The sequence below is a fragment of the Amycolatopsis samaneae genome (assembly GCF_039541975.1).
Taxonomy (GTDB): Bacteria; Actinomycetota; Actinomycetes; order Mycobacteriales; family Pseudonocardiaceae; genus Amycolatopsis; species Amycolatopsis samaneae.
Genome location: NZ_BAABHG010000001.1, coordinates 514,357 through 527,207 on the forward strand (window position 1 = coordinate 514,357; position 12,851 = coordinate 527,207).

At 71.8% G+C, this 12,851-nt stretch carries 8 protein-coding genes; 1 reads left to right on the plus strand and 7 read right to left on the minus strand.

Annotation, left to right across the window (positions count from 1 at the left end):
- Positions 1 to 51 precede the first annotated feature (51 nt).
- The 5 genes from ABD987_RS02295 to ABD987_RS02315 form a co-directional block, all read right to left on the minus strand.
- The gene (locus tag ABD987_RS02295; protein WP_345386284.1) at positions 52 to 948 is read right to left on the minus strand and encodes a hypothetical protein; all 897 of its coding nucleotides are present in this window, start codon (positions 946 to 948) and stop codon (positions 52 to 54) included.
- Positions 945 to 1,229, minus strand: a complete 285-nt coding sequence (locus tag ABD987_RS02300) for a LuxR C-terminal-related transcriptional regulator (RefSeq protein ID WP_345386286.1) — start codon at positions 1,227 to 1,229, stop codon at positions 945 to 947. The genes ABD987_RS02295 and ABD987_RS02300 overlap by 4 nt, the downstream gene beginning before the upstream one ends.
- Positions 1,226 to 2,578 carry an OFA family MFS transporter gene (locus tag ABD987_RS02305; RefSeq protein ID WP_345386288.1) on the minus strand — a complete coding sequence of 451 codons (1,353 nt, stop codon included), beginning with the start codon at positions 2,576 to 2,578 and terminating at the stop codon, positions 1,226 to 1,228. Before ABD987_RS02305 ends, ABD987_RS02300 begins: the two co-directional genes overlap by 4 nt.
- Before the next feature lie 354 nt (positions 2,579 to 2,932).
- A complete protein-coding gene (locus tag ABD987_RS02310; RefSeq protein ID WP_345386290.1) occupies positions 2,933 to 5,752 on the minus strand; it encodes a LuxR C-terminal-related transcriptional regulator in 2,820 nt (939 codons plus the stop codon).
- Positions 5,753 to 6,214: 462 nt separating this feature from the next.
- Complete coding sequence (locus ABD987_RS02315; protein ID WP_345386292.1) at positions 6,215 to 6,796, minus strand: NAD(P)H-dependent oxidoreductase; 582 nt, start codon at positions 6,794 to 6,796, stop codon at positions 6,215 to 6,217.
- A 125-nt stretch (positions 6,797 to 6,921) separates the two neighbouring features.
- On the opposite strand from ABD987_RS02315, the gene ABD987_RS02320 reads away from it, so the two are divergent.
- Positions 6,922 to 7,512: a TetR/AcrR family transcriptional regulator gene (locus ABD987_RS02320; protein WP_345386294.1), complete on the plus strand. Its 591-nt coding sequence runs from the start codon at positions 6,922 to 6,924 to the stop codon at positions 7,510 to 7,512.
- Here the strand turns inward: ABD987_RS02320 and ABD987_RS02325 are convergent.
- Positions 7,495 to 10,248: an ATP-binding protein gene (locus tag ABD987_RS02325; protein WP_345386296.1), complete on the minus strand. Its 2,754-nt coding sequence runs from the start codon at positions 10,246 to 10,248 to the stop codon at positions 7,495 to 7,497. The two genes, ABD987_RS02320 and ABD987_RS02325, sit on opposite strands and share 18 nt — an antisense overlap.
- A 797-nt stretch (positions 10,249 to 11,045) precedes the next feature.
- Entirely contained in the window at positions 11,046 to 12,851 is a 1,806-nt protein-coding gene (locus ABD987_RS02330) for an SPFH domain-containing protein (RefSeq protein WP_345386298.1), read from the minus strand.

A 12,851-nucleotide genomic window follows, 5' to 3' on the forward strand; every position in this document is an offset into this window, starting at 1 on the left:
GTCCCGTCCGGAACCCGCCGCGCGGCGAGCGGGGACCGCCGGAAGGCGGGCTCAGCCGACGCGGACCCGCCCGCCGCGCGCCTCGTCGTCGGTGCCGTAGAGCACCCGGTCGCACACCGGGGAAAGACAGGTCAGCGCCTCGATCTTGTGCCCGGGAAAGGTGCCGATCCGCACCGGCGGCGCGGCGAGTTCGATCGTGCCGCCGGCGCCGAGCTTCCCCACCGCGTACACCGCGGAGTCGAAGGGACCGTCGTCGCCGGGATCCGAGGCCGAGGAGACCAGGATCCGGTCGTCCCCGGTGATCGCGACGTCGGAGGTGTGCCGCACGTCGGTGGTGGGATAGGGCGCCCGGAAATCCACGAAAGCCGGTTTCCCGAACGACCGTGTGGCGAGGTCGAACCCGGCCGCGGAAAGCGTCGCGGGCCTGCCGTCCTGGCCGCGGTCGGCCCAGACCGCCAACAGCCCTCCAGCACCGGATTTCAGCGCGAATCCCTCATAGTTGGCGCCCGGTTTCCCCGCCGGAAGCGGGAAGGTCGCCAGCACCCTGGCGCGCGGCCCGTCCAGCCGGAGGTGGAAGCCCTTGCCCGCGCTGGCAAGCGCGACGTACTCCCCCGGACGGCCGGGCACCGCCGCGACCGCTTCCAGGTCCACCGGCGTTTCCCCGGACCACTCGATCGGATCGACGCCGGTCACCGCGCCCCCGGTCATCCGCACCCGCGCCGCGCGGTTCTCGCCGGGTTTCTTGTTGTCCCGCACCACGAGCGCTTCGACGCTATCCGGCCCCTGGCTCAGGACCGCGACGCCGCCGGCTCCCGAGGTCATCCCGTCGCCGATGCTCTCCCAGCCGTCCGCGGCCGTGGCGGCCGGTGCGGGGACGGCGAGGACGGCTACGGCGAGAAACCCGAAAACCACGCGTTTTCCGCCGGAAAGCGGAGCCGAGGCGATCATCGGACGAATTCGTCGCGCACCCGGGGCGGCCACTCGCCGGCCGCGATGATCCCCGCCGCGTAGGCCCGCGCGACCAGCTCCGTCCGGTTGGCGGCGTTCAGCATTCTCATCAACCGCGAACAATGGTATTCCACTCCCCTGACGCTGAGTACGAGCCGCCCGGCCAGACGGCCGGTCGAATGTCCCGCGGCGACACCGGCCAGCACGTCGGCGGCGAGGGCACTCATCGCGTACCCGCCCACTCCGGTCGCCGCGGAAGGTTCTTCCGCCACCACGGTCATTTCCGGCCGGTCGCCGTCGCCACCTTCCGCCGCGGCGGCACCTCGGCCGGGGCCACCGGCGGCGAGGACGCCCCGCTCGTTTCCCTCCCGCGGCCCGGCTGCCGCAGGAAACACGCCAGCAGCGCGGAGAACAGGCACATGCAGCCGGCGAGGATCCACGCGCCGGTGTAGCCCACCCCGCCGACCACCCACGCGGCGATCCCGCCACCGCCGATACCGCCCACCAGTTTCGCGCTGTAGAGCAGGCCGTAGTTGGAGGCGTTGTTGTTCTCCCCGAAGTAGTCCGGCACCAGCGCGGCGAACAACGGGTAGAAGGCGCCGCCGCCGAAACCGACGAGGAAGGCGAACACCATGAACAGCGCGCCGTTGTGCGTGTTCCCGGCCCACAGCAGCCCGAACTGCGCGACGGCCGCGATCAGCAGCACGAGCACCAGCGTCGGTTTGCGGCCGATCCGGTCCGACGCCCAGCCGACCGCCGCGCGCCCGGTACCGTTCACCACCGCCAGCACGCCCGCCGCCGAAGCCGCGACCAGCGCGCCGAAGTCGCTCTTCTTGGCGAAGTCGACCATGAAGTTGATGCCGAACAGCGAGACGACGCCGATGCTCACCATGCACACCCACATCAGCGGGAGCATGCCGGTCCTGATCGCCTCCATCGGCGTGTACTGCCGCACCGCGGGCGGGTTCTTCGCCAGTCCGGTGCGCTTGGCCCTGTTCCGGCCCCAGGCGACCGGGTCGACCTCGGCTGGCCACCAGCTCTTCGGCGGATCCTTGAACAGGAACCCGCACGCGCCCACCACTACGACGATGTAGCCGGCGATCAGATCGAGGATCGGCCTGTAGTTGTCCTTGGTGAGGAAGGCGGCGAAGATCGCGAGGAAGGGCAGGGTGCCGTAGGCGAACCCGCCGTTCACGAACCCGGTGCGGGCGCCCCGCTTTTCCGGGTACCACTTGCCGACCATGTTGACGCAGGTGGCGTACACCAGCCCGGCCCCGGTCCCGCCCAGCACGGAGTAGCCGAGGAAGGCGACGATCAGGTTCCCGCTGTGCGCGATGGAGATCAGCCCGATCCCGCAGCACAGCGCACCGGCCAGCATCGCGGCGCGCGCCGAGACGATGTTCCTTTCCCGCAGCCGTCCGGCGGGGAAGGCCACCGCCGCCTGCAGCGCGGCCCAGACACCGGCCACCCAGAACGCCTCCGCGGTCGACCAGTGGTACTTCGTTTCGAGCGTCTCCTCGACCGCGCCGAAGCCGTATTCGAAGACACTCACCGCCATCATGGCGATCCAGGGCAGCCAGACCATCCACGCCCGCGACCTGCCCATGATGTCGTGGGGACTTTCCCCCACCCGATATACCCGCCCGTTCTCGTCGGCTATTTCCTGATAACCCGCCATAGGAATACTCTTTCGCGATGGATCTCGCACTCGGGAAAGGTGCGGGAAAATGTGAACGCGGTTTCGGCAACTCCGCTCCGGCGGGCCCTCGCGGTCGCCGGATTCGATGGATCGAACCTAGGGTTTTACCCCGTTCGGGTCAACGGCTCCCGGCAACCGGCCGCTTAACCCCCGTGCCCACGGCGCGGCGCGGTTCGGTCGGGCCGGTAGTACCGTCCCGATCTGCCACATGGTCGCTCAAATGCCGATGCGGCAAGGCTTTCCGGCCGCCACGCGCGCGTGGCGGCCGGGCACGGACGGACGAGGTCAGTGCGGCGAGTTCTCCGCGCCCGCCACCGGCCGCAGCCGCGCGGCGAGGTCCTTGCGATCGGCGACCCCGAGTTTCCGGTAGATGTTCCGCAGGTGGAACTCGACCGTTCGCGGTGACACGAACAGCGTTTCCGCGATTTCGTTGTTCCGTCGTCCCCGGACGGCGAGCTCGGCCACCCGGCATTCGGTGGCGGTGAGGATTTCCGTGCGCATTCCGGACAGTTCGGTGCTGGGAATCGACCGGGCGCGGCCGCCCGCGGCCTTCAGCACGGCTTTCGCGTCGGCGGCGAGCGCGACGGCCCCGCACGAGGTGCCGAGATTGAGCGCCCGGCGCGCGTACTTCCGCGCCCCTTCCCTGTCCCCGGCCGCGAGCAGGGCCCGGGCGAGCAGGAATTCGGTGCGCGCGAGTTCGAGCCGCGCCGGGGACCCGGCCAGGACACCGGCCGCCTCCTCGAGCAGTTCCACGCCGCGGGCCCCGCCCGCCGCGATCCCGGCCGAGCGCACCGCGACGCCGTGCGCTCGCGGGGTTCGCCACCGCCGCGCCGCCGCCAGCTCCCGCTCGGCCAGTTCCACGGCACGGTCGCGCTCGCCCAGCGCGGCCAGCACCTCCACGCGCAGCGGCTCGGTCAGGCTCCCCGCCGGCCGGTCGGCAGGCTGTGCGCCCTGTTCGAAGCAGGCGAGCGCGCCACGCAGGTCGCCGCGCGCCAGCCGGATCCTGCCCCGCACGTCGAGGAAAACCGCGCGCACGAAGAGGAATCGCTCCTCCTCCCGCTCGTCGAACCGGTCGAACGCCGCCTCGGCTTCGCCGGTTTCCCCCCGTTCGAGCAGCAGCAGCGCGCGCACCAGGTCCACCGCGGAACACCATTGGCCGACGTCGTGACGGAACCGCTCCGCGGTGTCGACGTCCACAGTGGCCCGTGCCAGCTCCCCGGTCCGATACCGCAGCAACGCCCGCGCGGCCAGGCCGTGGAGGTACATCCACGGATCGACGCGCCTGCTGCCGTCCACCAGCCGGGTCAGCGCTTCCTGCGCGCCGTCGACGTCGTCGGCGGCCAGGAGCACTTCCCCGGCGCACAGCTGGGCGAGCCCAGCCGGGCCGTCCCCGGCTTCCCCGAGGGCGGCGCGAGCCAGCCCAGCCGCCTCCGCCGCGGGTTCACCCCGCCGGAGCGCGACCACCGCCAGCCCGGCCAGCAGCGATCGCTCCGCGTCGGTGTCCCCCTTCGGTCGCGTCAGCTCCCGCGCCCGCCGCATCGCGACGTCCACAGTGGACTCCGAGGTGACACTCGTCAACAGCAGCGCGGCCTCCGCCGCCCTCAGCAGCTCCCGCCGCGCCTCGTCCGGTTCGGCGGGCAGGCCCGCCCGTAGCCCGTCGAGCGTCCCGGCGAGCAGCGGCACCACCTCCGCGGCCCGGCCCGCCCGCACCCCCAGCCGCCCCGCCGTGATCCCGATCCGCGCGCGGGCCACCGGATCCGACACCTCGGCCAGCACCGCGCGCACGACGCGCAGCGCCTCCGCCGGGTCGATCCGGCCCAGCGGTTCCACGGTTTCCAGCAGCAGTGCCGTCCTGGACGTCCCGTCGTCGCCGTCGAGCGCGCGCCGCAGGTACCGCAGGGCGGCCTCCGGGTGACCGCGGCCCAGCTCCTGCCCAGCGGCGGCGCGCAGCACGTCCGTCATCCACGGTTCGGTGCGCCCCGGGACGTGCACCAGTTGCTCGGCGACGTCGACACCGGGGCGGCCCGCCTCGTTCAGCAGCCGCGCGGCCCTGGCCCGGCACCCGGCCAGCTCACGCGGTGTCAGGCAGCCGAGCACCGCCGAGCGCAGGACCTCGGAGCCGAGATCGCCGCTCGCCCCGGAGCCGAGCCCGAGTTCCCGCAGCACCCAGCGCGCGCCGTCCACCAGCCGCGGCGGCACCCCGCTCAGCTCGGGGACCAGGTCGAGATTGCGGGCGCCGAGAATCGCCGCCGCGCGCGCGACCTCGACGACGTGCCCCGGCTGTCCTTCCAGCCGGGCGGCGACCATCGGCGCGACGACCTCGCCGCTCAGCTCCGCCACCCTGGACGCCCCCGCCGCGTCCGGTGGCACGCACTCCGCGCGCAGCTTTTCGATCAGCTGCCGCAGCGCGCGGGGATTCCCGCCGGAAGCCTGGGCACAGGCAGCGGTGAAAACGCTGTCCGGGGCGGCAGGAAAGGACGCGCACAGGATCTCGTGCACCTGCGGCACGGTCCGGGGGTGCAGGTCGACCACCGCGCAGCGCGGGTCCGCGGCGAGACCGCCCAGCCCTTCGGCGCCGGGCCCGGTGCGACCGGTACGGCGGGACAGCAGCACCAACAGCGGCGACCGGTCCGCGCGGCGCAGCAGGAAGTCCAGCCACCACATGGACGGCTCGTCGCACAGCTCGGCGTCGTCGACGACCAGGGTCAGCGGCCGCTCGGCCAGCAGGCTCGCCGCGAGCCAGTACAGCCCCTGCAGGGCGGGATACGCGTCGTCGAGGGTGACGGAGCCCGCGAAACCGTTGGGCGAGTAGAGCCCGGCCACCGCGCGGCGCGCGACGTCGTCCCGGGCACGGTCGTTCTCGACCAGCGCCCGGACCGGGCGGAACAGAGCGCGGACCACACCGAAATCCGCGACCTCGCCGAGGTCGCCACAGCGGACCGGCAGCACCCGGGACCGCGCGCGCAGTGCCGACGCGGTCGTGTCGAGCAATCTCGTCCTGCCGATTCCCGCCACGCCGCGCACGAGGGCGATCCGCGCGGTGCCCGCGAGCGCCCGCTCGATCGTCGAGGCGAGCGCGGGAGAGCCTGCTTCCCTGGCGGACACGGAGCTACCCGCCCATTCGGTAAATCGTTTTACTGCCTGCCACCATTCGCACTATACGACTACCCGGAGCGGTTGCCAATTGTCCCGCGGCGGCTACTCAGCGGAGGCAACGCACCTCCCCCGTCCGATACCTGCCGCCATCCAGGGGACGATCCCCTGGTCGACACCGGGAAAGCCCGGTCACGAAGCGTGAGAAATCCCTTCCCACCCTCGGAGTTGTCGCGGCGGAGAATCACCCGGAGAGGCAACGGAATACGCCGGAGCTACCGGTCAACGGGAACCCCTGAATGTCTTTCATTTTCCTTGGTGGCACACGGGTTCGGAGAAACGGGAACACTATGAACACAAACGCCGGACCACGTCCACGCCGTGCTATCAGGCGCGCCAACGGTTTCCGGCGCGCTACGTTGAAAATTCAACGTCCACACCGGACAGAGAATACGTCATGGCGGGCGTCGGCCCTCACCTCCGCCGTCGCGCACGGTCTTTCCCGGCGTCCCGGCGGGCGAGCTCCGCCGTCTTCGACAGCCACCGCTCCCGCCGCGCGTCGTCCGCCCCTTTCACCGGGCCGAGCCGGGTCGTCCACACCGGACGGATCCCGCAGTAGCGCAACGTCGCCCGCCGCAGCTGTTTCCCGGCGCTGTCCCCCATCAGCCACAGGTACCACCACGGCGAGTCGGTGGTCACGATCAGCCGCCCGGTCCCGTTCAGCAGGCCGAGCGGACGGCCGTCCGGCCGGATCTCGAAGGCCCGCCGGGGAAGCAGCACCCGGTCGAAGAACCCCTTCAGCAGCGCGGGCACCGACCCCCACCAGATCGGGGCGACGACCACGACGTGCCCGGCGCCGGCGATCCGGTCCCAGGCCCGCCGCAGATCGGGTTCCAGTTCCTGTCGCGCGCGGTAGCCCTCACGCAGGTGCGGGTCGAAGTCCAGGTCCCGCAGCGCGAGCACCGTCGCGTCGCCGTGGGCGTCGGCGTACGCGCGGGCCACCGCGGCGCACAGCGACGCGGGATTCGGGTGACCGTCGATGACGAGGGCGGACATCGTTCTCCGTTCGAAAAGCTAGCAAAAGCGGAAGCGGATTCCTCTTCCGCCAGAAACGTAGTCTCGTCGACCTCTCCAGGTCAACCGGTAGCGGAATCCGCTTCCGCTTCGATAGGCTCGGCGTCATGCCCGACGCACCGCCCCGCAGACGCAAGGACGCCCAGCGCAACCGCGAACGCGTCCTCACCGCGGCGGGCGAGGTCTTCGCCGAACTCGGCGCCACCGCACAGGTCGAGGACGTCGCCAGGGCCGCGGGCGTGGGAGTGGGCACCATCTACCGGCACTTCGGCTCCCGGGACGAGCTCGTCGCCGCGCTGGTCGCCCACCGGATCACCGGCTGGGCCGCCGAGGCCCGCGCGGCCAGGACGGCGGCCGGCCCCGATCCCTGGCAGCGGTTCTCCGGTCTGCTGTGGTCCTACGCCGACTCGTGCGTGACCGACCACCAGCTGCTCGACCTCGGCTGCGCGGCCGTCCTCGACCTGCTGTCGGGCGACCACGAACACTCCGGCGAACTCGTCGCCCTGATCCAGGAGACCCTCGACGAGGGCACCACGGCGGGAGTGCTCCCGGCCACGCTGACCGTCGAGGAGGTCCTCGCGCTCATGACCGCCATCGGCGGTGTCGCGGCGGTGCCCGATCTCGACTGGCGGCCCGTGCTGCGCTACGCCCTCGACGGCATCCGGCACGCGGCGGACGGGTCAGTCCGCCTCGGGTAGCGCGGGGGCCAGCCCGGCCCGGCCCGCGATCCCGAGTTTGCGGTACACCTTGGTCAGCTGCTTCTCGACGGCGCGGGTGCTCACCCCGAGCGCCTCCGCGATGTCCTGGTTCGTGGCCCCTCGGGCGGCGGGGCGCGCAACCCTGGCCTCGGCCGCCGTCAGCTCCACCGCCGCGTCCGGTTTTCCGGCGGGGTCGAGGAGATGGGTGGCAGCGCGGGATTCGGCCAGCTCCCGGCCTTCCCGCAGCTGTTCGGCCGCCTGCCGGTGGTGTCCGGCCGCGGCGAGTGCCCGGCCGAGCCGGACCTTCGCGACGGCGAACTCGGCCCTGTCCTCCGACCGGCCGAGGAGGTCGACGGCCTCCCGCAGCAGCGGGACGCCGTGGTGGCCGCCGAGCACGTCCGCCCTGATCCGCAGCGCGCGGCCGAGCGGCCCCGGCGCGCCCCAGGCGAGCGCCGACCGGTGCGCCCGGTCCGCGAGCACGCCCGCCCGTGTACGGTCCCCCGCGCGCAGGCACAGCTCGGCGGTCATCGCGTGCCACGGGACGATTCCGTTGCCGTGCCAGCGATCCCGCTCCAGCGCGCGACCGGCGTCGAGCGCGTGCTCGACCGCCTGCCCCGCCTCGCCCCGACCGGCCGCGAGCATCGCGTCGACCAGTCCCCACAGTGGCCGGGTGAACCGGGCCCGGCGGCGTTCGCGGGCCGGGTCGAGCCGATCGGTGGCCAGCCGGAGGTCCCCGGTGCGGATCGCGGTCAGCGCCAGTGTGGCGGCGAGCTGCTCGCCAGGGTCGTCCGCCATGAGTTCCCACGCCTCGACCGCCGCCGCGCGCGCCGGGCCGAAATCGCCGGTGTGCAGCAGCACGAGCGCGCTCTGCGCGCACAGTTCGCGGTACACGACCGGGGCGCTCCGCGCGTGGGCACGCTTGAGCGCGACCTCCAGCCACACCGCGAGTTCGGCGGTCGCGTCCGCCGCGATGAGCACCGAAACCAGGAGCGGCACCATGGTGTGCGGCTGCTCGGGATCGACGGGCTGGGCCGCCAGCAGCCGGTTCGCCAGGTCCGCGGCCCGTCCCGCGGGCAGGGCCGCCCGCCGGGCCGCTTCGTGCAACAGCACCGCGTGCAGTTCCCGTTCGGCGTCCGTCGCCGGTTCCCGTTCGAGCGTCGCGAAACCACCATCGGGCAATGGGTTTTCGAGGCCGGGATGCCGCAACCGCGCTTCCAGCCGCAGCGCGAGTGCGCGCGCGGAGCCGGAAAGCCGGGCGGGATCACCGAGGTCGCCGACGGCCTGACGCACCAGTGCGAGGACCGGGCGGGGCGCGGTTCCCGGCGCCAGCGGCGCGAACGGGAGCAGCGCCGCGCCACGGTCGGCGGCGGTGGGCAACTGGGGAACGGCCTGCCCGAGGTGCCGGGCCGCCGTGCCGGGATCGAACCGGCCTTCCACCGCGGCGAGGTCGATCAGCAGCTCCGCGCGGCCGGGCCCCTCTCGTGGGCGGTGCGCCAGCGCGCGCCGCAGGAGTTCGACCGCGTTTCGCCCTCGGCCGTCGCGGATCGCGCTCGTCGCGGCGGCTCGCAGTACCTCGGCCGCCCATGTCCCTTGTGGACGGTCGACACCGAGCAGCAGGTTCGCGACCCGCTCGACGGGGTGTCCGTGCCGGTGCAGCGAGCACGCCGCGGCGAGGTGCGCTGCCTCGCGCCCGGAGGGCGGCGGCAGTTCGCCGACGACCGCGCGGACGGCGGGGTGCGCGAACCGGGGCCCGGCGGGCGAGGGCGTGAGGAGCCCGGCCGTCCGCAGCACGCGTTCGGCGTCTTTCGCTTCGCCCACACCGAGCCCGGCGGTCTCCGCGAGCACTTCGAGCCCGATCGGGTCACCCACGACGGCGACGGCGGCGGCCAGCGCCGTCACCGCGGGCGGCTGCCTGCGCAGGAAGGACAGCAACCGCTCGCGGAGGTCGCCCGGCACCACCGCCCGCACGACGCTCGCCGGCACACCCCGCGGCGCCGCCCCGTCCGCTTCGAGCGCGCGCAGGAGCGCGGTGAGCACCATCGGATTGCCCGCCGCGCGCTCGTGGCAGGCCGCGCGGAAGTCCGGGTCCGCCCGGCCGAACACCGCGCCGGTCAGCCGCGCGCTCGCCCGCGCGCTCAGCGGGCGCAGCGGCAGCGTCTCCCGCGCCAGCGAGGTCAGCTCGGCGAGGCGCCCCGGCCCGGCGTGGTGGTCTTCCCCGTGCGTCGCGGCCGCGATCACCACCGGCAGGCCGGCGGCCCGGCCGGCGAGGCAGCCGAGGCAGCGCAGCGAGGGCACGTCCGTCCACTGGAGATCGTCGACGAGCAGCAGTAACGGCGTCCGCGCGGCCATGTTCGCGGCCAGCGCGCGTACTCCTTCGCACAGCGCGAGATCCGCGCCGGACCGGGGTGCCCCGGCAGGGACGTCGTCGAGCAGCGAGCGGGCGGCGGACGCCTCCCCGCCCAGCCAGGCCGCGCGACGGCCGGGATCCGCCGCGCGGACCGGGCCCTGGAACAGCTGCCGCACGACGCCGAACGCGAAATCCCGTTCGAACGGGGCCGCGCCCGCGCGCAGCACCCGCGTCCCCTCCGCATTCGCCTGCTCCGCGAAAGCGTTCAGCAGCACCGTTTTCCCGATGCCCAGCGGACCGGAGACGAGGACGAGGCCGCCCGCGCCGCGGTGCGCCGAGCGCAGCACCGACGCCATGACGGCCAGTTCGGCCCCGCGTTCCAGCAGCATGGTTCCCACTCACCTCCCGAACCGCGACACGGCCGGGGCGTCCACCCGGCCCGCTTGCCCAGGCGCGGAGGTGGCGACCGGGTCCACCCGCGGCATGGCGCCTCCTGCCCCCGAGCGGCGGACAGTCAAGCCTCGGCAGTGGATAATGTATACAGTATGTTCAAGTCAGTCGACAGTCTTTGCTTGGTGCCAGTGGGTCGTTCTGTGGATTCCCACAGTTACTTCCTGTCGTCGCCCTTGCAACGGCGCCCCGGCACGACTCCCCCGTGCTGGGGCGGTTTCCGCCGGGCACGCCGGGCGAGAGCGGCCTGTGCCCGGGTCGGCGGCGACTCCGGGCACAGGCCCCCTGCTCCAGGGCACGGTCGAGACACCGCCGCGGTCTCCACGCGTAATCGTCACGCAAGGGCTCGAATTCCCGCCCGTGGCACCACAACGGACGTTTCCCGGGCGAGAAGATGCTGCAGGTGGGCGCGAGCCCTGGCTTCTCGATCACCCGCGACCGTCGACGCTCCGGTTGCGCCAGATCGAGGTTTTTTCAGTAGGGGCGGGCGTGTTGGTGTCGGGGTGTGCTGAAGGACGCCTTCGGTGCACTGAGCGCACCGAAGGCGTCCTTCAGCACGGTCAACGCACTGAAAGCGTCCTTCAGCACCCTGCTCACCCCGCCAAAGGCCACCAGCGTCGCTTACCGTCCCCAACGAGGCGTACGAGACATCCTGACCCGGCGCACGTCCCGAACGACGCGTCCGGAACGTGCGCACACCACCCTTGATGAGAAAACCTCATCGTGGAACAGGTCGTCACTTTTCGCTCGCCCCGTCCGAGTCGTTCTCGCCGTTCGTGAGCGGTTTGTGTTCGTCCTGCCGGGGCACCTGGTTGCCGCCGTCCTTTCGCGCACCCCAATCCTTCAGGACATCCAGGATCTGCGCGGCGGGCATGGCCCGGAGCAACGCGTCGACACCGTCGCCGCCGCCCGCTCCGCTGATGACGTTCGGGACCTGCGCCTTGGCGTACTGCGCCAGCACGCGCTCGAACCCGACATACTCGGGACCCAGCTGCTCGGCAAGCACCTTCACCTTGACGTATTTCAACTTTTCCCGTTCTTCCTCTACTTTCACTCGCATCATCTCGATACCGGCGAGCACTTCTTCGTTCTTCTTGTCCGCTTCGAGTTCGGCGAGCCGGGCGTTCGCGAGGACCACCGCTTGTTCCTGCAGGGCGACCCGCCTGCGGCGCTCGTTGATTTCCGAGTCCTCGCATTCGAATTCTTCGAGGTTCGTGGTGGTCGCGAGGACACCGATGGGCGCCAGCGCCTGCCGGACCTCACCCGTCAGGTCGTTGCACAGTTCGTTGTACTTTGTGATGAAGTCCAGAATCGTGCGCTCGGCGGAAACCCGCCGAAAGTATCCGTCCACAGTGGATACGATCACCTTCTCGACGAGCTGCTTCACCGTAGCCCGTCCGCCGATGTCGTTCGTCGTCCCGAACCGGAGGACCAGAGCCGGCGCCGCTTCCCTGGGGATCTGCACGGTCTGCTTCATGTCGAGCCGGACCGTGTGTCCCTGCACGTTCAGCACGATCTGGTCGAGCGAGGCGTCCAGATTGTCGTCGGACTTCTTGTGTTTCGCCCACTCCAGGATCAACTCACGTGTCGGGATCCTGACGACATGGGCGAACCAGGGATTGATGGAATAGCGTCCGGAGTCGTGCAACGTCTCCTGCTGGACGCCTTTCTGGCCGTTGCCTGCCAGAAAGACCCACGGCTCCTGGAAGCTGTTGTGGCCGGGCACCCTCGGCGCGACCGACGACCGGTCGTCGGGGCTTTCCGCGCCCAGGTGCGTGACGACGACACCGGTCTCGGCGACCTCGAGCTTGACGTCCCGCAGGTCCGCGAGGTCGATGCCCTCGCGTCCGGCCGCTTCGGCCGTCTCGACCGTGATGACCTCGAACATCTCGGTGTTGATGTCGTAGTAGCCACCGGTGAGGATCTGCTGTTGCGGCCCCTGCTCGCCACCGTCGGCGAGGAACCTGACACCGTCCCGGTAGCAGTCGCACTCCACGTGCTTGGCCATCTGGCTCCCGGCTGGGCGAATCCCGCCCACCTTGGCCACGACGACGCCGATCGTCCCGTCCGGGACGTGCGTCCTCGGCACGGTCCTGACCTCGAACATCTCGGTGTTGATCTCGTAGTAGCCGCTCATCAGGACCTGCTGTTGCGGCCCCTGCTCACCGCCGTCGGCGAGGAACCTGACACCGTCCCGGTAGCAGTCGCACTCCACGTGCTTGGCCAGTGAACCCCCGATCCGGCGGTTCTTGCCGACCTTCGCCACGACGATGCCGATCATCCCGTCCGGGACGTGCGTCCTCGGCACGGTCCGGAGCTCGTAGACGAACGGCACCAGCCAGCGAAGGTCGTTGGCCTTGAGCGTTCGCGCCTGTACGCCCTTTCCCCCGCCGCGGCTGACCGCCGGGTCGTCGTCCCCCTCGGCTCGCAGGCCGATCGTCTTGGTGACGATCCCGACCTTGCCCGCCGGAACGGTACGCAGCCCGGCGACCCCGACGTACCCCGCGGCGGCGAGCACCACAATGAGAACCACGTACTCCAC

Coding starts and splice junctions, on each gene's coding strand:
- ABD987_RS02315 (WP_345386292.1), bottom strand. CDS start 6,796: ATGTCCGCCCTCGTCATCGACGGTCACCCGAATCCCGCGTCGCTGTGC.
- ABD987_RS02325 (WP_345386296.1), bottom strand. CDS start 10,248: ATGCTGCTGGAACGCGGGGCCGAACTGGCCGTCATGGCGTCGGTGCTG.
- ABD987_RS02295 (WP_345386284.1), bottom strand. CDS start 948: ATGATCGCCTCGGCTCCGCTTTCCGGCGGAAAACGCGTGGTTTTCGGG.
- ABD987_RS02300 (WP_345386286.1), bottom strand. CDS start 1,229: ATGACCGTGGTGGCGGAAGAACCTTCCGCGGCGACCGGAGTGGGCGGG.
- ABD987_RS02320 (WP_345386294.1), top strand. CDS start 6,922: ATGCCCGACGCACCGCCCCGCAGACGCAAGGACGCCCAGCGCAACCGC.